The following is a 25,891-nucleotide window of genomic DNA, read 5'->3' on the forward strand; positions in this document are numbered from 1 at the left end:
CTTGTAAGGATAATCATTCAAGATGAATTATATTTGAATGAATACCCATTTATGCCTACAGCTCCATTCAATATAAAAGGGCTTTCTGATCAGGAAGTGTTAGCAGCAAGAAATCAGTTTGGCAACAATCAATTAACTTTTAAAAAAAACAGTGGGTTTATAGAAGCGCTAAAAAGCGTTTTTAAAGAACCAATGGTAATTTTATTATTAATTGCAGCTGCAATCTATTTTATTACAGGCAATTCAGGGGATGGACTATTTTTAGCTGCTGCAATTTTATTAGTTGCAACCATTTCATTATACCAAGATGCCAGAAGTAAACAAGCACTGGAAAAACTAGAAGATTTTACGCAGCCTTTTTGCAAAGTTGTTCGAAATAATTTAATACAATCTTTACATGTAGACGAACTTGTAATAGGAGACTTTCTCTTAGTTGAAGAAGGAAATGCAGTTTCGGCAGATGGCATTATTGTTCAAGCCAATGATTTCTCTGTAAACGAATCAATTTTAACAGGAGAAACATTTGCAGTTAGCAAAACTGTAAACAGCACCGATAATCAAGTGTACAGAGGTACTTATGTTGTAGCAGGGTTAGCTATTGTACAAATTACAGCCATAGGAAATGAATCTAAACTAGGGAAAATTGGGAAAAGTTTAGAATCTATTAAAGAAGAAAAAACACCCTTAGAAAAACAAATCAATCGATTTGTTCGCAACATGGCCATTATTGGAACCATTGTGTTTTTGGTGGTTTGGTTCATCAATTTTAAACAGTCGAACAATGTTCTCAATAGTTTACTTCAGGCACTTACACTTGCAATGAGTATTCTACCAGAAGAAATACCTGTGGCATTTACTACGTTTATGGCTCTAGGTGCCTGGCGGTTAATGAAAATGGGCATTGTTGTTAAACAAATGAAGACTGTTGAAACACTTGGAAGTGCTACAGTAATTTGTACTGATAAAACAGGCACCCTAACCGAAAACAAAATGAGCATTGCAGCAATATATAATGCTACAATGCAGCAAAATTTTAGTACTGATCAAATTGGTTCAAATCAAAAGGAAAACCAGGCATTGATTGATTATGCCATGTGGGCAAGTGAACCTATCCCCTTTGATCCAATGGAACTGGCTTTGCATCAATTGTATAAAGAGAATATTGTATTAGATGAACGCCCCAACTATAAAATGATTCATGAATACCCTTTAGAAGGTAGGCCACCAATGATGACACATATTTTTGAAAATGAAATAGGTAAGCGAATTATAGCAGCAAAGGGTGCGCCAGAAGCTATTCTTGCTTGTTCCAATGCCAATAGTGAAACAAGAATAGCCACTCAAAATGCCATTAACGAATTTACAGCCGCAGGTTACAGAGTTTTGGCTGTTGGAGAAGCGTTGTTTTCAGGAACCAATTTCCCAGAAAAACAGCAAGATTTCCTATTCAACTTAATGGGGGTGATTGCATTTTATGACCCACCGAAAGAAAATATGAGTGAAGTGTTAAATCAGTTTTACCAAGCTGGCATACAGGTTAAAATTATTACTGGCGACAATGCCGCCACTACTACTACTGTAGCTAAAAAAATTGGCTTTAAAGGTTCAGACAAACAAATTAGTGGTGAAGAATTAATGCAATTGTCTGATACAGACCTAAAAACAAAAGTGGCTGAAATCAATATTTTTACCCGAATGTTTCCTGAAGCAAAATTAAAAATCATTAATGCACTAAAAAGTAATAATGAAATTGTTGCCATGACTGGTGATGGCGTAAACGATGGCCCAGCTTTAAAAGCTGCACATATTGGGATAGCAATGGGCAAAAAAGGAACAGAGATTGCCAAACAAGCAGCATCCCTGATATTAATTGAAGACGACTTAGCTAAAATGGTAGATGCTGTGGCAATGGGAAGAAAAATTTATACTAACTTAAAAAAAGCGATTCAATATATTATTTCAATCCATATCCCTATTGTACTAACTGTATTTATACCACTTGCAATAGGTTGGATGTATCCAAATATATTCACCCCTGTGCATGTGATATTTCTTGAATTAATTATGGGTCCTACTTGTTCTATCATTTATGAGAATGAACCAATAGAAAAAAATTCGATGACGCAAGCTCCAAGACCATTCACAAGTACTTTTTTTAGTTGGAAAGAATTAACAACAAGTGTTATACAAGGCCTGGCAATTACACTGGGCACATTATATATTTATCAATATGCTGTACATAATGGATACGATTTAAATACAACCAGAACAATGGTATTTAGCTGTTTAGTATTTGCAAATATATTCTTGACTTTAGTTAATAGATCTTTCTATTATTCCATTTTCACTACTATCCTATACAAAAATTGGCTTGTAATTTGGATGATATTGATTACCCTAGTGTTATTGCTTTCACTAATTTATATTGATCCTTTTGCTCGTTTTTTTGATTTTTCAAAAATTGGGTTTACACAAATAGCAGTATGCTTTGGGGTTGGAAGTATATCGGCAATATGGTACGAGTTGGTGAAACTGATTAGGAGGAGCTAAAAAAACCCTTGCTACAACGTGTAACAAGGGTGCCCTCAATCAACAAACTGTGCTAAACAATCTTTAATTACCTGGGATAATATCTATGATAACTGTTCTATTGTAGAATCGTTCTTCTGGATACTTATTTTCAAAGGGCGCATTGGCCACTTCTGCACCAAAGCCATACGCTTCAAATTTTACTTGGCGTTTACCCAATCTATTAGTGGCACGCTCCAAAATAATCTTAGTAGTTTCTGCTCTATTATGAGACAACTGGTGATTGTATTTTTCATCGCCAATTATATCTGTGTGCCCATGAATAATGGCTGTTCCGTTGTCAGGAATTAAGGGAGCTACTACTTCAGTTAGAAATTTTTCATAAGCGGCAATTGCATCCGCTTTATCAAAATCAAATAGTATACTATAACGTAATCCTTCTTGTTTTAAACTTTCAGACTTTGCAACACTAACAGAGCTTTCTCTTTTGATAATTTCGCCTGACTTGGCAGTACCAAACATGGTTACCTGATAATTTTTAGACGCGTTATTTCCAAGAATTGTTTTTCCAGGAATTGAACCCTGATCTAAATAATAAGGACCATAGTTTTGAACTACACCAGCTTCATCCTTTAATTCTACCCTCCAAGAATTCAATAACTCTGTTGCACCCTTATTGGTAAAAATTACATAGGTATCTAATGGATCTTCCTGATAAGACTTGATTTGTACTGGTTTTAGGAAAGGGGATGTAGCACCACCCACTTCAAGCAACATTGCCGAAGAATTACTGGTAATATCTACTCTTCTATCACCCTCTCTTAATAAATCTAATTCTTTGGTTCCACCAGGTTGCTCAGAAGGGATAACAGGCTTATCTCTTCCCTCAGTTGTTATTCTTGACGAAGCAATATCATAGTTGTTTACTAAATATTGCTTAATATTCTCAGCCATTAACCTACCCTCTGCTGGATTTTTATCTGCAGCACCTGTTAACAAAATAGACGTATTGGGATTACTTCTCATTCTATCGCCCATAATGTTTAAAATATTATAATAAACATTCAATTGGCGAGCAGACCTTCCTTTATTTAAATTAGCTGGTTGTTGATCTTGTAATTCAGCTTCTTTGAAATCAATTGACTCATTCTTTCCTAGTTGCACATACCTACTTGGTATATCGCTTGAACCCATATTAAAAAAGACTGAATTACGTAATGGAAACATTTCTTTTACTTGTCTTTCTGCAGGCACAATCTTAGGTGCCCTTACAGAGAATTGCAGGTTAGGTTCTTTTACTGTAACTACCCTCACCACTTCTACGGGCGCCAATGGTGTTTGCTTTAAAGGTGCTGGTGCTGCAGTTTTACCAAACTTAAGTGCAAGACCGGCTCTAATGGTATACATATCCCATGTTTCAACTGTTCTAGGCGCTTGAAATAAATTCGTTTGAAATGAAGCAAAAGGTGAAAGAGTTACTTGACTTGGATTGGTTTTTTTAGACAATGGTATATCTATACCTGCACCTGCTTGTGCAGAGAACATTGTTTTTCTAATATCACTAAAGTCTCCTCTTTGGTCTATTTGCTTGTCTTGTACATATACAAAGTCTTTATTAATATTGATACCAATAGTAGGACCTGCAAATAAATAAAATGCCGAAGAAAATGGTGCCAATCTTAAACTTGGTTCAATAGAGAAATAACTCAAATTAGTAGATAAATCAGCAGGGCAATTACAAGGTGCCATTACTTGATTAAAGCGGGCACTTCTATTATCATATGCAAGATTCAACATAAAGCCAATTACCCTATTCGGACGATACTCCAATAAAAATGAAGCATAAGGCCGTACGCTTTTACCTTTATGAAATGCTGCAGGTACGGTGGTGGCAGCATTCAGCATTTGGGTTGTTCCATTGTACTGATTAATATTAGCTGCTACAGAATATCCAAACCACCACTTTGGTTGTACTCTTTTTTCTGTTTGTGCAAGTAATACTGTGTAACTGATGAGTAATCCAAATAACAAGAAGACTGTTTTTGAATGATTATTTTTGAAGTGTCTCATAAAATATATTTAAAATAAATAGTTAGTTAGGTTATTGAACATTAATAGTAGTATTAACCATAGTTACAGAAGCATTTAAAGAAAGTGCTCGTCCATTTAATATGGTTTGTGTTGTATTTCCCGGAGTAGAAAATGTAACTCCAGCATAAGCAATGATAGTTCCTACCATTGTTCCACCACCTGCACCATTGATGGTTGCAGCGCTTCCTACATGCCAAAACACATTCTTTGGTAGACCACCATTTATCATGATTACTGATTTTGCTCCAGTTGGTCCAGCAATACCCACTGTTAAGCCTGCTGCTGTTTGGAATACCCATACCGCATTCGGATCTCCTTTTGCATCCAAGGTTAAATTGCCATTACTGATATTAAATGTTCCACTAGCAGATTTGTATACACCTGGTGCAAGTGTTAATCCACCTAATTCTCCAGCACCTGGATCTGTTCCTCCTGGTTTAGAAGCAGGTGAAATACTTAAGTATAAAGCATTGGCATCAGCCAATCCCTGTGTAGCAATAATTGCTGAAGCAGCAGAACCTGGAGCAGGGGGAGCGGTATGAATTCTACCATTGACCAACCCTACATTCAATGGGGTTTCAGTGTAGACATCTCCAGTTATTCCATCGTGAAAACCCGTTATTAAAGTAGAAGCCGCAGTAGTACCAATACCTCCATTATTAATGACGGTATTTATACCTTGATTCGTTATACCTGCATTTCCACCAAATACACCAAACACAATTAATGAAGGAGGCACTACAACAGGTAGTATTGTTGTAAATGTCCAAATGTAATCACTAGCTAGTGTGTTTCCAGCAAGGTCTTTAGCCCCAGTGGTAATTGTACCAGTATAAACTGTATTCTCTGCAAGACTACTTGTAGGTACAAAGGTTGCTACAAGACCTGAATAAGAAACTGAACCTGGAATATTTGTAGAACCATTCTTTACTAAGAAGCTAGTATTACTAATAGAACTAGGGTCCATATTTTCACTAAAAGTTGCAGTAATCACCTTGTTTAAAGGCACGCTTGTTGCGCCATTTGAAGGGTCTGTAGAGAGCACTGTTGGTTTAATTATATCTGCTAATGCAAGAGTAGTAAAAGTCCAACTGTAATCAGTTGCCAACGTATTACCAGCTACATCCTTAGCTGCAGTTGTAATTGTTCCTGTATACAAAGTACTATTAGCAAGATTACTAGTAGGAACAAAAGTTGCTACACGACCTGAGTATGTAACTGTGCCAGGAACAGTTGTAGAACCATTCTTTACTAAGAAACTGGTATTACTAATAGAACTAGGATCCATGTCTTCGCTAAACGTTGCAGTAATCACCTTATTTAGCGGCACATTGGTTGCACCATTGATAGGGTCCGTAGAAAGTACTGTTGGTTTAATTATATCTATAGTAGTAAAAGTCCAATTGTAATCTACTGCTAATGTATTGCCTACCACGTCTCTAGCACCAATGGTAATCGTTCCCGTATATAAAGTACCACTAGCAAGATTACTAGTAGGAACAAAAGTTGCTACTACACCTGAGTAAGTAACAGTACCGGGAATAGTTGCGGAACCATTTTTTACCAAGAAAGTGGTATTATTTATAGAAGTGGAATCCATATTCTCACTAAATGTTGCAGTAAGCACTTTGTTTACTGGCACACTCAATGTTCCATTGGTAGGATCAGTAGCTATTACTGTTGGTCTTATTGCATCCAACAAAACACCCGTTCTAAATGTCCAGGTATAATTACTCGCAGTTGCATTTCCAGAAGAATCTCTGACCCCTGTAGTAATGGTAGCGGTATATAAGGTATTCGGGAGCAATAAAACTGAAGGTTTAAATGCAGCAGTATTACCTGAATAAGTAATAGTTCCTGTTATGGGTGTTGTACCATCACTTAACAAGAAAGTAGATGAATTCATAGTTGCAGGATTCATTACTTTACTAAAGCTTGCCGTAATTACTTTATTCAACATCACATCAGTAGCTCCATCAACCGGACTTGTTGATACAACAATAGGAATTGTGCCTGTTGCAAAACTCCAAGTATAATCGGCAATCATTGCATTACCCGCTAAGTCTTTAGAAGTTTTAACAATAGTAGCAGTATACACGGTGTTCTCTAAAAAAGGAGCAACAGGAGTAAACGTAGCAGTTGTTCCACTATAAGTAACACCACCCGCAATTACTGTAACACCTTGCTTTAAAGTAAAACTACTAGAGGTAATTGTTGCAGGATTCATGGCTGTACTAAATGTTGCGGAAACATTTTTAGTTAGCCCAACATTGGCTGCATCATTAGTTGGATCAGTTGAAATAACAATAGGCACAGCTCCTGTATTAAATGACCAAACATAGTTTTGAATCATTGAACTTTTTAAATTGTCCTTAGCACCCGTAGTAATAGTTGCAGTATATACTGTATTACTTTTAAGGGGTACGGACGGAGTAAAGCTGGCTGTAGAGCCAGTATAACTTACTGCACCAGAAACCAAAACAGTTCCTTCTTGCAATAAGAAAGTACTGTTGTTGATAGTTGTAGGATTCATTGGCTCATTAAAAGTTGCCGTAATCACTTTTGTAGTAGGCACATTAATGGCACCTGCAGTAGGGTCGGTAGAAATTACTTCAGGACAAATTGCAATAGTGCCTGTTTCTTCCACGCCTTTTTTGCAACCCATGCTAAATAATAAAACGATCAATAAAAGTTTTATAGTAGGACTAAAGAGCGCTTTTAGTCTTTTCGGTAAAAATGTAGAAATGCTTTTCATAGTTTGAAAATTAATTACCCAAATATTCAAATATTAAAAAGCGAACTAATTACACAATTGATTCTGTTAATTGTAAAAATCACAGATATGTGAAAGATGTAATTAAAATGATAAATAGTATAATGCTCATGCAACAGAAAATTGCAATCTTGCATACAGTATCAGAAAAAAAATTATGAAAAAAAACATTTTTATTGTAGCTATTATTTTATGCGCACTTAGCATATATACTACTACCAATGCGCAATCTTACAAAAACGGTTTAGGTTTAAGATTTGGCGGACTAACCAGTGGATTAACATTGAAGCACTTCACCAATCAATCAACCGCCCTTGAAGGAATAGTTAGTTTAGGCAGACAGAGTGTAATTGTAACAGGCCTTTATGAAAAACATGCACCACTAGGTGGCGCAGGCAGCGCAAAAATATTTTATGGTTTTGGTGGCCACCTTGGATTTTTCCAAGATGGTGGCAGGTACTATTATAATGACAATAGAATCTATACCTCTTCTACAGTAGTTGGTATTGACGGAATACTTGGATTAGATTTTAAATTAAATAAAGCGCCCATCAATATCAGTATGGATATAAAACCATTTGTTGACTTCTTCGGAGGCAACTATTTTTATATGGATGGAGGACTTAGTTTAAGATATACATTCTAGAAAAACCATATTATCTTAAACTGCTGGCATCAACTCTTGTGGGAGTCTCTTTTCCACTGATGATTCCTCTAGCACTTAAAGCAATAGATCGGATGATCTGGGTCATATTCGGAATATCGATGGTACTTAGTTCATCCGATGCTTTATGATAATATGGATCAACATCAATTTTGGTAGTTGAAATAGTATGCGCAGGTACGCCTAATCTAGCTAATGTAGCATTGTCTGAACGGTAAAAAAGATTTTGACTTGTATATGGATCTGGATAGAAAGTAAAGTTCGTTCCCGCTAAATTACCTTGTAATATTTTACCCATATCGGTTTTTTCGTACCCTGTAATAAAAGCACTGTTTTTACCCCACTTACTTTCACTACCAATCATTTCAATATTAAACATGGCTTTTACATCCAAGGGATTGAATTGCTTGGAAAAATATTGAGATCCAAATCCACCCACTTCTTCTGCTGTAAAAGCAACAAAAATTAAACTGCGTTCATTGTTCTTTGCAGCAGCATAATATTTGGCTAACAACATCATAGCAGTAGTTCCTGCAGCATCATCATTGGCACCATTAAAAATTGAATCATTGTTTACCATATTTCTACTATTGATTCCTAAATGATCGTAGTGACCAGAAAAAATCACATATTCATTCGGCAACGATTTCCCAGGAATCATACCTACCACATTGGCTAATGGCATTTCTTGAATATCATGTTTAGCATCAACTGTAATATTTTTTACAGCTGTTTCCGTAGTTAATATAAACACTACAGACTTGTCAGAATAAAACATATTGCCTTTTAATTGAGCCAGTCTGCTAAATGTATTGGTAAAAGAAGTATCAACTAAAACAATGGTGTTCTTAGATAGTCCGCTGTACTTGCGGGCCTCCCCAAATAAATTAGCGCCTTTGGCAATTACTGCCACTTCATATCCTGAATTTTCAGTGACTTGCAAATCTTTACTGCAGGTTACTGCAATGATTTGTTTGGTATCTAGTGCAGATTCGTTTAGCATACCAGATGCACTTATAAACTTAGGTCTAATCATTGCGAAAGATTGCAAATATTGATTGATGCCTTTCAATGGCTGAATACCATACGATTTAAATTCACCAGCAATGAATGCAGCTGCCTTATCTATCCCTTTAGTAAAAGTTCTTCGTCCCTCCATTTCATCAGAAGCCAATGTACCCACAACTCTTTGTACTTCGGCATCTGTAATAATCGTTTGTAGGTCTTGCGCTTTAGCAGCTACCATCCATCCCAACAAACAAAAGGAAACAAAAAACTTTTTCATATTATTCTATTAAATTATAAACTCATCATTTCTTTAAACTTCACCGTTTGTCTACGGCTAACTTCAATCTTTTCTCCCCCTTTTAAATCGAGAATTAATCCTCCGTTAAAATAAGGCTCAATTTTTTCAATCCATCTTAGGTTTATGATATGTTTTCTATTGGCTCTAAAAAACATTCTATCATCCAAACGTTCTTCTAAAGCATTCAACGATTTTAATATCAATGGCTTATTGGTTCCGAAAAATACTTTGGCATAATTGCCTACACTTTCAAATAACCTGATTTCTCCCAACTTTACAAACCAACAACGTTCACCGTCTTTTACAAAAACCTGATCTTGTTCTGTAAGTGGACCTCTATTGTTGCCACTCAACCCTATTTTTTCTTTGAACAACTCTGCTTGTAATTTTTGAATAGCATCAGATAACCGCTTTGGCTCAATGGGTTTTAATAAATAATCTAGTGCGTTTACTTCAAAAGCCTTAATGGCATATTCATCGTATGCAGTGGTAAATATTACTTTGGGCGCTTTTTCTACTTCGGCCAATAAGTCGAACCCAGTTTTACCTGGCATTTGAATGTCTAGAAAAATTAAGTCGGGATTCAGGGTTTCAATTTTCTCTATACCCTCATCAACATTGGCTGCTTCATCTATCACTTCTATATCACCATGGTCTTGCAACAACTTCTTTAGTTCGTTTCTAGCCAATCTTTCATCATCAATAATAATTGCCTTAATTGCCATAATTGCTGATTGTATTATTGTGGTTAAGCCGGTACACCTTGTACTGGCATAATAATTTTTGCTTCAACTGTATTATTCTTAGTTGCTTCAATGGTAAAGCTTGCTTTGTCTCCAAATAACAACTTCAATCTACTTCTGGTACTTTGCAATCCAAACCCTTCAGAGTCAGCAATTTCGGAAATAGTTCCCGAATTTTGTACAATCAATTCATGGTGAGACTGCCTAAAATCTGAAATAATTTTGATAGTCCCCCCTTCTTTGGCTTTGCTAATACCATGCTTTATGGCATTTTCTACTAAAGTTTGCAACATCATTGGAGGTATGGGCTGATCTAAAGTGTCTTCATCAATATCATACTCTACCATTAATCGGTCTTCAAAACGAATATGTTCTAAAGCTAAATAGTCTTTTACAATATTTAACTCTCTTTCAAAAGGAACCGTCTCTTGTTTTTCGGCCTGCATACTACTTCTGAGCAGATTACTCAATTCGGTAATAGCAGTTCTGGCTCTTTCCGGATTTTCATCTACTAAAGCCCTAATGCTATTGAGTGCATTAAAAATAAAATGAGGATTAATATGACTTTTAATGGTTTTTAGCTCCATTTCTTTCACCAAACTCTCCAATTTAATTTTTTGAAACTCTGTTTTAGTACCCAATTCAATATAATGCCAGAGATAATAAATGGATACCCAAACCAGTATCAAAGGGGAATCAGACACCAGATTCACTAAAAATCGCTTGTCTACAGAAACCTTTGTTTTGGGGTTATATAAATGCAGCCATTCCGCAATGGCCGAGTTGGTTAGGTTAAAAAGTACTAAAATCAACATTAAAACCCCAGTAAACTGCACCCATTTTTTAGACAACTCAGGAGGCAATAAATGAAATAATTTGATTAATTCCCTTAAAATATGGGTAAAGAATAAGCCTGAAACAATTATTACCAATAGCTTGGGATAGAAAATGCTATTAATTTTACTGTCAAAAACAAAGGCAAAAAACACCATTGTTAAGCCATAAAGCAGCCAACCACCCATTTGACACCACCAATATAGTATTGCTTTGTTTTTTGTTCTCATGACTTACAAAGCTAAATATAGCTAAGCCCTTGAAAAGGAACAAATTGGATTAAAGGCAAATTCAGCGGCTGGTTGGCTTAAAATAATGTAACAGAAGGCTGAACCTTCTTTTTTATCGGATGTTATTGTATTTTTACCACTAAATTAAGCAGTACATGGAGTTTGTTCCTGGTCCTTTACTCAACAATATCAATAGCCCTGAAGACCTTAAAAAACTCAGCAGAGCTCAGTTACACCAAATTTGCAACGAATTAAGACAATATATCATAGATGTAGTAAGTGTGCATGGCGGGCATTTTGCTGCTAGCTTAGGCGTAGTAGAATTGTCGGTGGCATTGCATTATATCTATAATACCCCATACGACCAATTGGTTTGGGATGTAGGCCATCAGGCATATGGACACAAAATATTAACTGGAAGAAGAGACAATTTTCCCACCAACCGTAAATACAAAGGATTAAGTGGTTTCCCTAAACGTTCTGAAAGTGAATACGACACTTTTGGCGTTGGGCATTCTTCTACTTCTATTTCTGCTGCATTAGGTATGGCCATTGCAGCAAAGCACAAAGGCGAAAACAGAAAATCAGTGGCCATTATTGGGGATGGTTCTATGACAGCGGGTATGGCATTTGAAGCCATGAACCATGCAGGTGTTGCCGACAGTGATGTATTGATTATTTTGAACGACAACTGCATGAGCATTGACCCTAACGTGGGTGCTTTAAAAGAATATTTAACTGATATCAGTACCTCTCCTACTTATAATAAAGTAAGAGATGAAATTTGGAACTTAATGGGCAAACTACCTGTTGGAAAAAATTTCAGCAGAGAAATGGCTTCAAAAATGGAAGCCAGTATTAAGGGGGTGGTGAACAAGAGCAGCAATTTATTTGAAGCATTGAAGCTGCGTTATTTTGGTCCAATTGACGGCCATAATATTACCAAATTAGTAGACACATTAAAAGACCTAAGAGAAATACCTGGTCCAAAATTATTGCATATCATAACCACTAAGGGGAAGGGATACGAACTAGCAGAAAAAGACCAAACCAAGTGGCATGCACCCGGCTTATTTGATAAAACAACAGGAGAGATTTTCAAAAAGAAAATTGATATACCACAACCTCCTAAGTACCAAGATGTATTTGGACATACCATGATTGAATTAGCAGAAGCCAACCCCAAAGTAATGGGTGTTACGCCAGCTATGCCTAGCGGGTCATCGCTTAAATTCATGATGGATAAAATGCCTGATCGCGCATTTGATGTAGGCATTTGTGAGCAACATGCAGTTACCGTAAGTGCGGGTATGGCTACGCAGGGATTAAGGGTGTTCTGTAATATTTATTCTTCGTTTATGCAACGTGCTTACGACCAAGTGGTACACGATGTTGCATTGCAAAAATTACCTGTTGTATTTTGTTTAGACCGTGCTGGTTTAGTAGGTGAAGATGGACCTACCCACCATGGTTGTTATGATATTTCTTTCATGCGTTGCATACCCAATTTAGTTATTGCTGCACCCATGAATGAAAAGGAATTGCGCAACTTAATGTACACTGCACAATTGGATGAAACAAAGTATCCTATGGTAATTCGTTATCCAAGAGGAGAAGGCGTTATGCCAGAATGGAGAACGCCTTTTGAAGCCATTGAAATTGGAACAGGTCGTAAGTTAAAAGATGGAAAAGAAGTGGCCATCTTAAGCTTTGGACATCCAGGAAATTTTGCACAAGCTGCCATTCGTAATTTAAGAACAGAAGGCATTGATCCGGCTCATTATGATATCCGTTTTGTAAAACCCATTGATGAAGCTTTACTACACGAAGTGTTTAGTAACTATTCAAAAATTGTAACAGTAGAAGATGGAACGGTTGTAGGTGGATTTGGATCGGCTGTGTTAGAATTCATGAACGCGAATAGTTACAAAGCCGATGTAAAAATCTTAGGTATCCCTGATAGATTGGTAGAACACGGAACACCTAAAGAACTACACAGAGAATGCGCTTACGATGCAGAAGGAATTGCAGACGCAGTGCGTGAACTGATGAAATCAACAGTGAACGTATCTAATAATATATTACAATAAACCAAAAAGGGCAATGTTAAAACACTGCCCTTTTTTTATTCAAAACTTCCTTCTTGTTCTGTTCTTTCTTCTTCGGTTAAGCCCTCATCAGCAATATCCGCTTCTCTATTTTCATTCCACTCAACAATGAAATTATTCATTCCTTGACCTACCAATAATTTCATGTATTTCTGTTGAGACAATTCTAAAATAGATAAGAATAAGAAAATGGCATGAATGCGGTCTTCACAAATTTCAAATACTTTTTCAAAAGCAACGGTCTTTTCTCTACCCACAAAATCGAGCATATAGTCTCTACTGCCTTCCATGGTATAATTGTAACGCACAACTGTATGAACAGGTTTGTTTTGTCTATCATGTACGCGCTGCATTACTTTTTCAAAAGCCTTCATTAGCTTGAATAAAGTAATATTCTGTATTTCAGTTCCTTCAGATGCTTCCTCCCCAATAGAAGAGATTTCTTTTTGTAAATTTCCTCTTTTCACCATCAACATACGCATGGCTTCCATCTCGGCCATTTGCACTGCAGCTTCTTTGAATTTTTTGTACTCGAGAATTTTGTCAATCAATTCTTGACGTGGATCTATTTCATTTCCTGATGCATCAATTTCTTTTCTTGGCAACAATAATCTTGCTTTGATGCGCATTAAAGTAGACACAAATAAAATGAACTCAGAACTCAATTCAATATTCAGCTTTTCTGATCCATGAATGAAATCTAAAAAGTCGTTAATGATTTTAGTGATGGGAATATTATAGATATCTAGTTCATCTCTTTCTATAAAGAACAACAAAAGGTCAAAAGGGCCTTCAAACTGATCTAGTTTAATTTGATAGTTTACAGTACTCACGTTCCGGTTTTTTACAAAGAAAAGAAAACAGGGCCTATTTTAGCCCTGTTTCAAGAATAGTTATCCACCAAAATACCTTAATTCACTTTTTTGAGTGAATCCCTTATTTCAGCAAGTAGTTTTTCTGCATCTGTTGGTCCTGGAGGAGGCGCAGGTTGGGCAGGCGCTTCTGCTTTCTTCAACTTATTCAATGCCTTTATTACCATAAATACGGCAAATGCCACTATTACAAAGTCGATTAAATTAGTTATAAACTCCCCATATTTTATAGAGACTTCGGTAACGGCAGGGGTAACCACCGTGCCTGCAGCATCTTTAACGGCATCAACAGCTTGCTGTAACACCCATTTTTTATCATTAAAATCAACTCCACCAGTTAGCATACCAACCAATGGCATAATGATTCCATCCACAAAAGAAGTAACAATTTTTCCAAAGGATACCCCCATTACAAATGCTACAGCGGTATCTACTAAATTGCCTCTTACGGCAAACTCTTTGAATTCTTTAATCATTCCCATAATAAAAAAATTTATACCTGAAATATAGTTATTTCTTCAAACCTGGAAAACGCATTTTTAAATTTTTTAATGTAGTTAGAATCGTTTCGGCTACTAAATATTCTTTGTACCAGTTTTGATCGGAAGGAATAATATGCCAGGGAACTTTGTTGCATTTATTAAAGCAATCTTGATATACCCGCATATATTGGTCCCATAATTTGGCTTCCACTAAATCTTGCTCATTGTATTTCCATTGCTTTGTTTTGTCTTCTAATCTTTCTAATAATCGTTGGTTCTGTTCTTCTGGGCTAATATGTAAATAAAATTTTAAAATATGTGTATGATTATGCACTTCCAGTATTTCTTCAAAATCGTTGATGGCTTTCATTCTTTTAATGGCCAAAGCATCATCGCACCATTTATGTACCCTGGTAATTAATATGTCTTCATAATGAGAGCGATTAAATACTTGAATCATGCCTTTAGATGGGGCATGCATATGTATTCTCCATAAAAAATCGTGCGACAGTTCTTTTGTAGAGGGGGCTTTAAAAGATTCTACCTGAACGCCTTGTGGATTCATTACGCCAAATACATCTCTGATTAGCCCATCTTTTCCACTTGCATCCATTCCTTGTATAACAATCAGTAAAGAATACTTTGATTCTGCATATAATAAATTTTGCAACTCGGTAAGCTCTTTCAAAATCAAAGCAGTTTTTGCCTTTGTTTTTTCTTTGTTGAATTGCTTGGGGGCTTTCGTACTAATTTTACTTAAGCGAACTGTTTGCATAATTCATTGTTTACTTAAATGTATTGATTTAGAACCGTAAAAACGGCATCTTTGATAAAATTTGACTGTGCAAAAGCAATTACTGAATTGGTTCATTTTTAGTTTACTCTGTCTTATTTGGGGCAGTTCTTTCATATTAATGAAAGGCGGCATGAATGTATTAAGCCCCTATCAGGTTGCTTCCATTCGTATTATTAGTGCGGGGCTGGTGTTGTTGCCATTTGCATTAAAAGCTTTACGCAATATTCCTAAGGAAAAAAGAGGCGTAGTGGTATTATCTGGTTTATTGGGAAGTTTTTTTCCTGCTTATTTATTTTGCATTGCAGAAACAAAAATTGACAGTGCGTTGGCAGGCATCATGAATGCTTTAACCCCACTATTTGTAATACTAACAGGCATTTCCTTCTTTCAACTACAAGTAAAAAAAATGCAATTAATAGGAATTATTGTAGGTTTTATTGGATTGTCTTTACTAGTAGCGGCAGGGTCCAATATAAGCTTAGAATACTTCTCTTATTCTTTGCTGGTATTATTGGCCACATTGTTTTATGGCATTAATGTAAATATGGTTGGTAAACATATGCAAGGTATTGGCTCTATAGAAATTGCATCAATGGCATTTGTATTCTTGTTGATTCCATGTTCCATCATTTTATATTTCACGGGTTATTTTGCATTACCCTTAACCGAAGACGCTTATTTGCTCTCTACAGGTGCATCTGCAGTTTTAGGAATCTTTGGTACTGCAGTGGCTTCCGTTTTATTTTATATGTTGGTAAAGAGAGCCGGCGCATTATTTGCTTCCATGGTAACATATGGAATACCCTTTGTAGCAATTGGTTGGGGCATTTGGGGTGGCGAACAGGTAAACCTTGTTCAGGTTACCTGCTGCGGAATTATTTTAGTGGGGGTTTATTTAGCTAATAAGAAATAATTAAACGGTCATCATTTCTTTTTCTTTGTTAGCCAAATGTTTTTCTACCAAAGCAATATGCTTATCTGTTAATTCTTGAATCTCTTTTTCTGCATCTTTAGCTGCGTCTTCACTTAAGCCATCTTTCTGTAATTTCTTCACGTCTTCAATAGCGTCTCTGCGGATATTTCTAATGGCCACTTTTGCCTGCTCTCCTTCTCCACCAGCTTTCTTCACCAATTCCTTTCTTCTTTCTTCGGTTAATGGTGGCATAAACAACCTAATTTGAACCCCATCATTCTGAGGTGTTATGCCAATATTAGCTGCCATAATAGAACGCTCTATTAATGCCAACATATTCTTTTCCCATGGTTGTATACTGATGGTTCTGGCATCTAAAACAGTAATATTAGCTACTTGTGCAATAGGGGTGGGTGATCCATAATAGTCTACATTAATCCCATCTAACATATTTGGGTTGGCTTTTCCTGCTCTAATTTTAACTAGCTCCACTTCTAAGTGCGCAATGGCTTTTTTCATGGTATCCGTAGCATCATCTATGATCATTCCTAATTCTTCAGACATAATTAAAATTTAAGTGGGGCAAATTTAATAAATGAATCCATACTTTATGCATTAAATGCTTTTATCTTCGCCGTAAATTACCGAATTTGTATGGCAAGTATAGCTGATTTAAAAAGCACTGCAACCCAAGTTAGAAGAGACATCGTGCGCATGGTGCACGGGGTTCAAAGCGGTCATCCAGGTGGATCATTGGGATGTACCGATGTAGTAACTGCACTCTATTTCCATAGTATGAAGCACGATGTTCATTTTAACATGGATGGAAAACAAGAAGACCTGTTCTTTTTGTCGAATGGACATATTTCTCCTTTGTATTATTCTGTGTTGGCGCGTGCCGGCTATTTTGAAGTAAAAGAATTGGCCAGTTTTAGAAAAATTAATACGCGTTTACAAGGACATCCTACTACCCACGAACATTTACCTGGGGTTCGTATTGCCAGTGGTTCATTGGGTCAAGGGATGAGCGTGGCTGTAGGCGCAGCACTCACCAAGAAATTAAACCAAGACCCGCATTTGGTTTTTTCATTACATGGCGACGGCGAATTACAGGAAGGACAAATTTGGGAAGCAGTAATGTTTGCTTCTCACAATAAAGTAGACAACCTGATCAGTATAGTAGATTTGAATGGCCAACAAATTGACGGACCTACCAGCAAAGTATTGTCTTTGGGCAATTTGCGCAGTAAGTTTGAAGCCTTTGATTGGACGGTGCTAGACATGGATGGAAACGATATGGATAGCGTGGTGTCTGTGTTAGACAAAGCCAAGTCAATAACTGGAAATGGTAAACCCATCTGCATTTTAATGAAAACAGAAATGGGTAAAGGGGTTGATTTTATGGAAGGTAGCCACGAATGGCATGGAATTGCACCAAGCGACGAGCAGTTGGCTAAAGCATTGGCTCAATTACCAGAAACTTTAGGTGACTATTAAAACAACAGTTATTTCAGGGGGTTAACCTCTATTATACTTAAGTGCGCAGCTCAAAAGGTTGCGCACTTGTTTTTTGCGCAGTTACCCAAGCTGCAGTAAAGGAAATAGCAGTAACGGTTAACAATACGAGTATAAAGTCTAGCGGCAATGTTTTAACTGGATAATAATCAATGATAAATGTGGAGCCACCCAATTTTATTAAGTGGAATTGTTCTTGTACCCAGCATATTCCTCCTCCCAGCACAATGCCGGCTCCTGCCCCAATAGTTGCAAGCAATAATCCTTCTAACAAAAAAATATTCCTAATTCTATTGCTAGAAGCACCAAGCGCCCTCAATACAGCAATGTCTTTTTGTTTTTCTAAAACCAACATACTCAATGCACCAATCATATTAAATGCAGCCACTACCAGAATTAAAGAAAGTATGCCATAGATCACCCATTTTTCTAGTTGCATAACTGAATACAAAGCCGCATTTTGTTGGTACCGGGTTTGAATTTGAACTTGATTACCTAATACCGTTTGTAATTGCTTTACTAGGTTGCTATTGTTCTCTTTCGCATTGATTTCGATGGCACTGTATTCATTGGGTTTTAGCCCCAACATATACTGTACAAAAGCCAAATTGGTGAACGCATATTTATTGTCAAATTCTTGTTGCACAATAAATGCACCTGAAGGTATCACTGAAAAAGAATTCAATCCATCTCCAGTTAATAAATTCCCACTCCGATTAGGAAAATATAAAGTAGCTGCTTCAAAAACTTTCTCGGTATTTATTCCAGCAGCGTTTTCAATTCCGCCACCCATAACAATTCCAGGGATATTGGCATTACCTAATTCAAAACTTCCTCTTCTAATATATTGCTGAATAGGGTTTACTTGAGTATAATTATTCTCCACCCCTTTTATGGTAACTATTGTTTGATAGGCACCTGTTAACAGTGCTTTTTCTTCAGCTACAAAACTGTACGCTTTTATATCTTTTATACCCTTTAATTGACTTGCTTGTACAGAACTTAATTCAAACGTTTTTCCTTTAACAGGAACTACTTTATAGGCAGGATAAAAATCTCCATACAACCCTTTCACTAAGTCTTCAAATCCATTGAATACACTTAGAATAATAATTAAAGAGGCAGTACCAACCGCTATTGCTGTGATGGCTATCCATGCAATAATATTGATTGCATTGGTGGTTTTTTTAGAGCGAAAATAGCGCCAGGCAAAGAGCAGGTTCATTCGCCTTTCTCATTTATTTTCTTAAATACTTCTTCCATTTTAAATACATAATCTAAGGTATCGTCATTATAAAAATGAATAACCGGAATTCTTCTAAGCTGGTGTTTCATTTTATCGGCCAACTCTTTCTTAATTTCCCAAGCTTTAGATTCAATTTTCTTCATTACCGCCGCCGCGTCCTTTACTTGAAACAAACTCAAATAAACCCTTGCTTCAAGCAAGTCTGGTGTTACTTTAACACTGGCTATTGAGACCATTCCCCCATCTATCATAGATAGGTTTAATCTTCTGAATATATCATTGAATTGTTCTTGTAATGCTCCGGCTACCTGCCGCTGTCTTTTTCCTTCCTCCATAATATCAAGGTTTATGGGTGTAAAATTAGTTACTTTGCCTTGTTTCACCATTTATTCCTGTATGAAGCGTTTTGAGCGAATCTTATATTACCTGCGTAGTCAAAAGAAAAACATTGTATTATACGTTGTTTTCAACCTACTTTCTATCATTTTTTCATTGATTTCATTGGTGATGCTGGCCCCTTTCTTAGGCTTATTATTTGCCAAAGAAAAATTAATAACCAGCAAGCCTACGCTAAGTTTTACTTCCGACGGGGCAGATGCAATACTGGCGCACTTAAAATATTATTTAAGTATGCTCATTCAAGAAAAGGGGGAAGTATATGCATTGGGGGCTATTTGTATTATCATTATAGTTTCCATATTTTTCAAAAACGCATTTACTTATTTGTCTTTTAGGGTGTTGGCTCCTATGCGTAACTACGTGATGACCAAATTAAGGTCTGACTTATATGCAAAAATTTTACAGCTCCCTATTGGCTTCTTTACCGAACAGAAAAAAGGAGACATCATCAGTAGAATGAGTAATGATGCCAACGAAGTAGAATGGAGTGTTATGAGCACGTTAGAAGGATTAATTAGAGACCCTTTAAATATCTTAATTATTCTAGGCGTATTGGTATACATTAGCCCAGTACTATCCGTATTCTTATTGGTACTCTTGCCATTAACGGGTTTTTTAATTGGTAGAATTAGCAGATCACTAAAAAAACAATCCACTGCATCTGCAGAAGAACTGGGAACACTCATGAGTATTCTAGATGAAACATTGGGTGGACTTAGGGTTATCAAAGCATTTAATGCAGAGAAAATTTTACGCAATCGTTTTTTCAGTACCAATAATAACCTGAACCATATTCGCAATAAAATGAATTTTAGAAAAGACTTGGCTTCTCCCATGTCTGAATTCATGGGGGTGATGGTGCTGAGTTGCATTCTTTGGTTTGGGGGAAGATTGGTATTAAACAACGAAGCTGGTTTAGAAGCCACTGGCTTTATTAACTATATTGTCATTTTTACCCAAATCATCAATCCTGCCAAATCCTTATCCACTGCGTTTTACAACGCACAAAGAGGTAGTGCAGCCATTCAGCGTATAGAGGAAATTTTACAAGCACCTATTACCGTTACAGACTTGCCGAATGCCAAAACTTTAACGCAATTTGAGCATTCCATAGAATTTAAAAATGTTGGATTCTCTTACAACGACACGCCTATTTTAAAAAATATCAACCTTACAATTCAAAAGGGAAAGACCATTGCATTAGTGGGTTCATCTGGAGCAGGAAAAAGCAGCTTAGCCGATTTAGTTCCAAGATTTCATGACGTAAGCAGCGGTGAAATTTTAATTGATGGCATTAATATTAAAGAGTACACCTTACACAGCATTAGATCTATGATGGGAATTGTAACCCAAGAACCTATATTATTTAATGATACTATTGCTGGTAATATTGCGTTAGGAATTGACAATGTAAACGACCAAGATATAGAACATGCGGCTAAAGTGGCCAATGCTTCCGATTTTATTCATAAAAAAGAAGCCGGCTTTTATACTAATATTGGCGACCGTGGTGGCAAATTGAGTGGAGGTGAAAGACAAAGAGTTACAATTGCAAGAGCAGTGTTAAAAAACCCACCCATCCTTATTTTAGATGAAGCTACTTCCTCATTAGATACAGAAAGTGAAAGATTGGTGCAAGACGCTATTAATAATATGATGCAGAACAGAACTTCTATTGTAATTGCACATAGGCTAAGTACCATTAGGCATGCCGACGAAATTATCGTATTGCAAAAAGGAGAAATTGCAGAACGTGGCACCCACGATAACTTATTGGCCCAAGGAGGTATCTACAGAAAGTTAGTAGATATGCAAGAAGTAAAATAAAAAACCCCGAAATAATTCGGGGCTCTATATACCAGTTAGTTTGGTTGAACTAAATTAATCTTGATTGGGCTTTACCAGTCCTAATTTAGCTTCTAAGCTTAATGTAGCATGTGGTACAGCACGCAACCTTGCCTTGTCAATTAAACGGCCGGTAACTCTGCAGATACCATAGGTTTTACTTTCAATACGCATAATTGCTTTCTCTAAGTGGTCAATATAGGTAATTTGACGACTAGCCATTTGGCTTAATTGTTCTTTTTCCATGCTCATAGTACCATCTTCCATGGTCATATAACGAGCATCGTCATTGTCTCCGCCCATTTCATCTTTACGAGTAATTAACCCCTGTAAATACGCTAATTCTTTTTTAGCGGCTTCCAGTTTTTTGTTAATCAGCTCTCTAAACTCTGCTAAGTCTGTGTCATTGTATTTAACCAATGGACCCTGCGGTTTAGGTGCTTCTACTCTTTTTTCTAATGGGGTATAGCCTGGGCTATAGGTAACACTCGACTTGGTATTGATCTTAGGTACTTTCACGTCTTTTATAGGACCTGGCACTTTTTTTACTGGTTTTACAGGAGGTGCAGGTGGGGCTTTAACCACTGGTTTTGCAGGTGCGGCTGGTTTTGCAGGCGCAGGTGCTGGTGCAGCAGGTTTTGCTGGAGCAGGAGCTGCTTTAACTGCAGGCTTTGCAACTGGAGCAGCTTTCACTGGTGCTTTTGCAACAGGTTTAGCAGGCGCTACTGTTTTAGCAGGTGCTTTGGCCGCTGGTTTAGCAGCTGGCTTTACTGGCGCTTTTGCAACAGGTTTTACAGGTGCTTTGGCCGCTGGTTTAGCAGCTGGCTTTACTGGCGCTTTTGCAACAGGTTTAGCAGGTGCTTTGGCCGCTGGTTTAGCAGCTGGCTTTGCTGGTGCTTTTGCAACTGGTTTTGCAGGCGCTTTGGCTGCTGGTTTAGCAGGCGCTTTAGGAGCAGGTTTAGCTGGTGCTTTTGCAACAGGTTTTGCAGGCGCTTTGGCCGCTGGTTTAGCAGCAGGCTTAGCTGGTGCCTTTGCAGCAGGTTTTGCTGCAGCTTTGGCTGGAGCCGCCTTTACAGCTTTTTTGGGAGTTGCTTTGGGGGCTGGTTTCTTTGTAGCCATAGGTCTTATCCTTTTTTGTTTACAACCACGGTTAATGCAATGTCATTTACTTCTATTGGTGTGCCAGACGCAAGATCTAACACCCATTCAATGCCATCTGCCAATATTTCGCGGCAAATATAGTCGTTAAATTTAATAATAGAAGGCTTTAGGGGGGTGCCTTCGGGTAACTGTACGAATATACGGTCTGTTAGTTCAAAACCCGATTCTTTTCTAATATTTTGTACACGATTTACGAATTCTCTTGCCTCACCTTCTTGTTTTAACTCCTCGGAAAGGGTAATATCTAAGGCAACGGTCAATTTTCCCTTAGAAGCTACACTCCAACCCGGTATATCTTCGGCGGTAATTTCTACATCGAGCATATCAATGGTGAATGATCCGGCAGAAAGGGTAAGCTCAATAGACCCAGCACTTTCCAATGCAGCAATTTGGTCTTGGGTAAACCCAGCAATAGCTGCAGCAGCTTCTTTCATTGAAGCACCTAATTTGGCACCTAGGGTTTTAAAATTGGCTTTAATTTTTTTGCTAATCACTCCTTGAGTTGCAGTGATGTATTCCATTTCTTTCACATTCACTTCTGCTTTTATTAAAGCTTCCATTTTTTCTAGTTGCTCTTTCATTTGAACATCTAGTACCGGAATCATTACTTTTTGTAATGGCTGACGAACTTTAATATTCACTTTCTTACGCAACGACAAAACCAATGAACAGGTTTCTTGTGCCAATTGCATACGCTCTTCTAATAATGGATCTACCATTGATTCATCGTAAACGGGATAATCAGCATGGTGAACAGAAGCTACATTAAATCGATTGGTTACCGCATTCAAATTGGCAAAAACCGCATCACTAAAGAAGGGTGAAATAGGTGCAATTAAACGAACTACTGTTTCTAAACATTCGTACAAGGTTTGGTAAGCACTAATTTTATCTGTTTCGTATTCGCCTTTCCAAAAACGTCTTCTGCATAAACGAACATACCAATTACTTAATTGAGCATCTACAAATGACTCAACTGCTCGACCTGCCAAAGTTGGCTCAAAGTCGTTCATGTAATTGGTTACTTGTTTTATTAAAGTATTTAAAGAAGATAAAATCCAACGATCAATTTCAGGTCTTTGGTCTAGAGGGATTGGAGCCTCCTTGTAAGCAAAGCCGTCTACATTTGCATAAAGTGTAAAGAATTGGTAAGTATTATATAAGGTACCAAAAAATTTACGCTGCACTTCTTGAATACCAGCCATGTCAAACTTTAGGTTATCCCAAGGAGAAGCATTGGTGATTAAGTACCATCTGGTTGCATCTGCACCATATTGTTCTATGGTTTCAAATGGGTTCACCACATTACCAAGGCGCTTACTCATTTTATTTCCATTCTTGTCTAATACCAATCCATTGCTCACCACCGCTTTATATGCCACACTATCAAATAGCATAACGCCTAAAGCATGCAGGGTATAAAACCAACCGCGGGTTTGATCTACCCCTTCCGCAATAAAATCTGCAGGAAAAGCTTCTCCTTTATCAATCAATTCTTTGTTCTCAAATGGATAATGCCATTGAGCATAAGGCATGGCTCCACTATCAAACCAAACGTCAATTAAATCGGGTACACGGGTCATTGGTTTACCAGTAGGGCTCACCAAAATAATTTCATCTACAAATGGTTTATGCAAATCTAAAATACCGCCGTGTAAATAATTTTTATTGATCTCTCCACCCAAAACTTCACTGGCTTTGCGAATACCTTCATTCAATTCGGCAATAGAGCCAATACAAATTTCTTCAGACCCATCTTCTGTTCTCCAAACTGGCAAAGGCGTTCCCCAATAACGGCTCCTACTTAAATTCCAGTCTACCATATTTTCTAACCAATTGCCAAATCTGCCTTCCCCAGTAGATTTGGGTTTCCAGTTGATGGTTTTATTGAGTTCTACCATTCTATCTTTTACTGCAGTGGTTTTAATAAACCAAGCATCTAATGGATAGTATAAAATGGGCTTATCGGTTCTCCAACAATGCGGATAACTGTGTTCGTATTTTTCTACTTTAAAAGCACGATTGGCTTTCTTCAAATGCACACAGATATCTACGTTTACATCTTCATAATTAGGATCGTCTTTGTAATTTTTTACAAATCGATTGCTGAAAGGACCTAAACCATCCACAAATTTTCCTTCGCGATCTACCATAGTAAGAATACCAATATTGAACTTCTTACCTACTTTATAATCATCTGCGCCAAAAGCAGGTGCTGTATGCACAATACCCGTACCATCTTCGGTGGTTACAAAATCACCACTGATTACACGAAAAGGTTGGGCGTCTGGCGTGATGGCTAAAACAGCTTCTAGAGAATTGGATTCATAGGGCAACAATTGTTCGTACTCCATGCCCTCTATTTCAGCCCCTTTAAAATTGGCCAGTATGGTCCAAGGCAACAGTTTGGTTTTCTCATTGAACTCCTCAAAAGAAGCATTCTCCCCTTCAGGCTTGAAATACTTACCCAATAAAGCTTTCGCTAAAATTACATTCACTGGTAAAAACGTGTACGGGTTAAATGTTTTAACCAATACATAGTCAATATTAGGGCCTACAGTTAACCCTAAGTTAGAAGGCAGGGTCCATGGCGTGGTAGTCCAAGCCATAAAGAAAACTTCTTTGCTAATAAGTAAATTTTGATCAACCGCTGCAAACCATTTACTATTATTTAAAGATGCTTGAGTTGCCTTAAACATGGCAACTGCAGAAGTATCTTTCACGTCTTTGTAAGTACCTGGCTGATTTAATTCATGAGAACTTAATCCTGTTCCAGCAGCAGGCGAATAGGGTTGAATGCTAACACTCTCGTATAAGTATCCCTTTTTGTAAAGGGTACTTAAAATCCACCAAAGCGTTTCAATATAATTATTTTCAAAAGTTACATAAGGCTTTTCTAAATCTACCCAATACCCCATTTTAGTAGTGATATCGTCCCACTCTTTTTTGTAGCGCAATACCGCTTCGCGACATTTCTGATTGTAGTCTTCAATAGATATTTTTTTACCGATGTCTTCTTTGGTAATACCCAATTCTTTCTCTACCCCTAATTCTACTGGCAAACCATGGGTATCCCATCCCCCCTTTCTTTTTACTTGAAAACCTTGCATGGTTTTGTAACGGCATACCATGTCTTTCAATGTTCTCGAAATAACGTGGTGAATACCAGGCATACCATTGGCACTTGGAGGACCTTCAAAAAATACAAAAGGCTTTTTTCCTTCTCGTAAATCAATACTTTTTTCAAAAGCAGATTCGGCCTTCCACTTGGCCAATATTTCTTGCTCTATAGCTGGTAAGTTTAACCCCGAAAACTCTGCATACTTTGCGCTCATGATATTCTGCGGATAGCTTGTTAAAAAAATTCGTGCAAAGGTACGGATA

19 protein-coding genes are annotated in these 25,891 nt (G+C 37.2%); 6 read left to right on the plus strand and 13 right to left on the minus strand.

Annotated elements, in window-relative coordinates; all coding sequences use genetic code 11:
- The first annotated feature begins 51 nt into the window (after positions 1-51).
- Complete coding sequence (locus Q8S25_RS05150) at positions 52-2,550, plus strand: cation-translocating P-type ATPase (protein WP_305535519.1); 2,499 nt, start codon at positions 52-54, stop codon at positions 2,548-2,550.
- A 63-nt stretch (positions 2,551-2,613) separates the two neighbouring features.
- Here the strand turns inward: Q8S25_RS05150 and Q8S25_RS05155 are convergent, their stop codons facing one another.
- On the minus strand, positions 2,614-4,599 hold the full coding sequence (locus tag Q8S25_RS05155; RefSeq protein WP_305535521.1) for an OmpA family protein: 1,986 nt from the start codon (positions 4,597-4,599) through the stop codon (positions 2,614-2,616).
- A 31-nt stretch (positions 4,600-4,630) separates the two neighbouring features.
- The gene (locus tag Q8S25_RS05160; protein ID WP_305535523.1) at positions 4,631-7,375 is read right to left on the minus strand and encodes an Ig-like domain-containing protein; all 2,745 of its coding nucleotides are present in this window, start codon (positions 7,373-7,375) and stop codon (positions 4,631-4,633) included.
- A gap of 175 nt (positions 7,376-7,550) precedes the next feature.
- Here Q8S25_RS05160 and Q8S25_RS05165 point away from each other — a divergent pair, with 175 nt between their 5' ends.
- The gene (locus tag Q8S25_RS05165) at positions 7,551-8,039 is read left to right on the plus strand and encodes a hypothetical protein (RefSeq protein ID WP_305535525.1); all 489 of its coding nucleotides are present in this window, start codon (positions 7,551-7,553) and stop codon (positions 8,037-8,039) included.
- A 10-nt stretch (positions 8,040-8,049) separates the two neighbouring features.
- On the opposite strand, the gene Q8S25_RS05170 is transcribed toward Q8S25_RS05165, so the two are convergent.
- From Q8S25_RS05170 to Q8S25_RS05180, 3 genes are read right to left on the minus strand one after another with little or no spacing between them, the layout of a single operon-like run.
- Positions 8,050-9,342, minus strand: a complete 1,293-nt coding sequence (locus Q8S25_RS05170) for a M28 family metallopeptidase (RefSeq protein ID WP_305535527.1) — start codon at positions 9,340-9,342, stop codon at positions 8,050-8,052.
- Positions 9,343-9,356: 14 nt separating this feature from the next.
- Complete coding sequence (locus tag Q8S25_RS05175; protein WP_295184894.1) at positions 9,357-10,088, minus strand: LytTR family DNA-binding domain-containing protein; 732 nt, start codon at positions 10,086-10,088, stop codon at positions 9,357-9,359.
- A gap of 23 nt (positions 10,089-10,111) precedes the next feature.
- Entirely contained in the window at positions 10,112-11,170 is a 1,059-nt protein-coding gene (locus tag Q8S25_RS05180) for a sensor histidine kinase (protein WP_305535529.1), read from the minus strand.
- A 155-nt stretch (positions 11,171-11,325) separates the two neighbouring features.
- Between Q8S25_RS05180 and dxs the strand changes: the two genes are divergently transcribed.
- Positions 11,326-13,260, plus strand: a complete 1,935-nt coding sequence (gene dxs / locus Q8S25_RS05185) for a 1-deoxy-D-xylulose-5-phosphate synthase (RefSeq protein WP_305535531.1) — start codon at positions 11,326-11,328, stop codon at positions 13,258-13,260.
- Positions 13,261-13,295: 35 nt separating this feature from the next.
- Here the strand turns inward: dxs and Q8S25_RS05190 are convergent, their stop codons facing one another.
- From Q8S25_RS05190 to Q8S25_RS05200, 3 genes are all read right to left on the minus strand, one after another.
- Positions 13,296-14,111 (minus strand): ScpA family protein, encoded by an 816-nt coding sequence (locus tag Q8S25_RS05190; RefSeq protein WP_305535533.1) that lies wholly within the window; start codon positions 14,109-14,111, stop codon positions 13,296-13,298.
- A gap of 77 nt (positions 14,112-14,188) precedes the next feature.
- Entirely contained in the window at positions 14,189-14,632 is a 444-nt protein-coding gene (mscL, locus tag Q8S25_RS05195) for a large-conductance mechanosensitive channel protein MscL (protein WP_305535535.1), read from the minus strand.
- A gap of 28 nt (positions 14,633-14,660) precedes the next feature.
- Positions 14,661-15,407 (minus strand): PPK2 family polyphosphate kinase, encoded by a 747-nt coding sequence (locus tag Q8S25_RS05200; protein ID WP_305535537.1) that lies wholly within the window; start codon positions 15,405-15,407, stop codon positions 14,661-14,663.
- Between the two features lie 67 nt (positions 15,408-15,474).
- On the opposite strand from Q8S25_RS05200, the gene Q8S25_RS05205 reads away from it, so the two are divergent.
- Entirely contained in the window at positions 15,475-16,341 is an 867-nt protein-coding gene (locus Q8S25_RS05205; protein ID WP_305535539.1) for a DMT family transporter, read from the plus strand.
- Here the strand turns inward: Q8S25_RS05205 and frr are convergent, their stop codons facing one another.
- Positions 16,342-16,905, minus strand: coding sequence for a ribosome recycling factor (gene frr, locus Q8S25_RS05210; protein ID WP_305535541.1), 564 nt, complete (start codon positions 16,903-16,905; stop codon positions 16,342-16,344).
- A gap of 90 nt (positions 16,906-16,995) precedes the next feature.
- Here frr and Q8S25_RS05215 point away from each other — a divergent pair, with 90 nt between their 5' ends.
- Entirely contained in the window at positions 16,996-17,838 is an 843-nt protein-coding gene (locus Q8S25_RS05215) for a transketolase (RefSeq protein WP_305535543.1), read from the plus strand.
- A 37-nt stretch (positions 17,839-17,875) separates the two neighbouring features.
- Here Q8S25_RS05215 and Q8S25_RS05220 read toward each other — a convergent pair whose 3' ends face one another.
- Both Q8S25_RS05220 and rbfA read right to left on the minus strand, forming a co-directional pair.
- Positions 17,876-19,081, minus strand: coding sequence for an FtsX-like permease family protein (locus tag Q8S25_RS05220; protein ID WP_305535545.1), 1,206 nt, complete (start codon positions 19,079-19,081; stop codon positions 17,876-17,878).
- Complete coding sequence (rbfA, locus tag Q8S25_RS05225) at positions 19,078-19,437, minus strand: 30S ribosome-binding factor RbfA (protein ID WP_305535547.1); 360 nt, start codon at positions 19,435-19,437, stop codon at positions 19,078-19,080. The genes Q8S25_RS05220 and rbfA overlap by 4 nt, the downstream gene beginning before the upstream one ends.
- Before the next feature lie 13 nt (positions 19,438-19,450).
- Between rbfA and Q8S25_RS05230 the strand changes: the two genes are divergently transcribed.
- Positions 19,451-21,328 (plus strand): ABC transporter ATP-binding protein, encoded by a 1,878-nt coding sequence (locus Q8S25_RS05230; RefSeq protein WP_305535549.1) that lies wholly within the window; start codon positions 19,451-19,453, stop codon positions 21,326-21,328.
- Between the two features lie 54 nt (positions 21,329-21,382).
- Here Q8S25_RS05230 and Q8S25_RS05235 read toward each other — a convergent pair whose 3' ends face one another.
- Both Q8S25_RS05235 and ileS read right to left on the minus strand, forming a co-directional pair.
- On the minus strand, positions 21,383-22,465 hold the full coding sequence (locus Q8S25_RS05235) for a TraR/DksA C4-type zinc finger protein (RefSeq protein WP_305535551.1): 1,083 nt from the start codon (positions 22,463-22,465) through the stop codon (positions 21,383-21,385).
- Positions 22,466-22,470: 5 nt separating this feature from the next.
- Positions 22,471-25,842 (minus strand): isoleucine--tRNA ligase, encoded by a 3,372-nt coding sequence (gene ileS, locus Q8S25_RS05240; RefSeq protein ID WP_305535553.1) that lies wholly within the window; start codon positions 25,840-25,842, stop codon positions 22,471-22,473.
- Positions 25,843-25,891: the final 49 nt, after the last annotated feature.

The sequence above is a fragment of the Sediminibacterium sp. genome, assembly GCF_030695065.1.
In the GTDB taxonomy this organism is placed as follows: domain Bacteria; phylum Bacteroidota; class Bacteroidia; order Chitinophagales; family Chitinophagaceae; genus Sediminibacterium.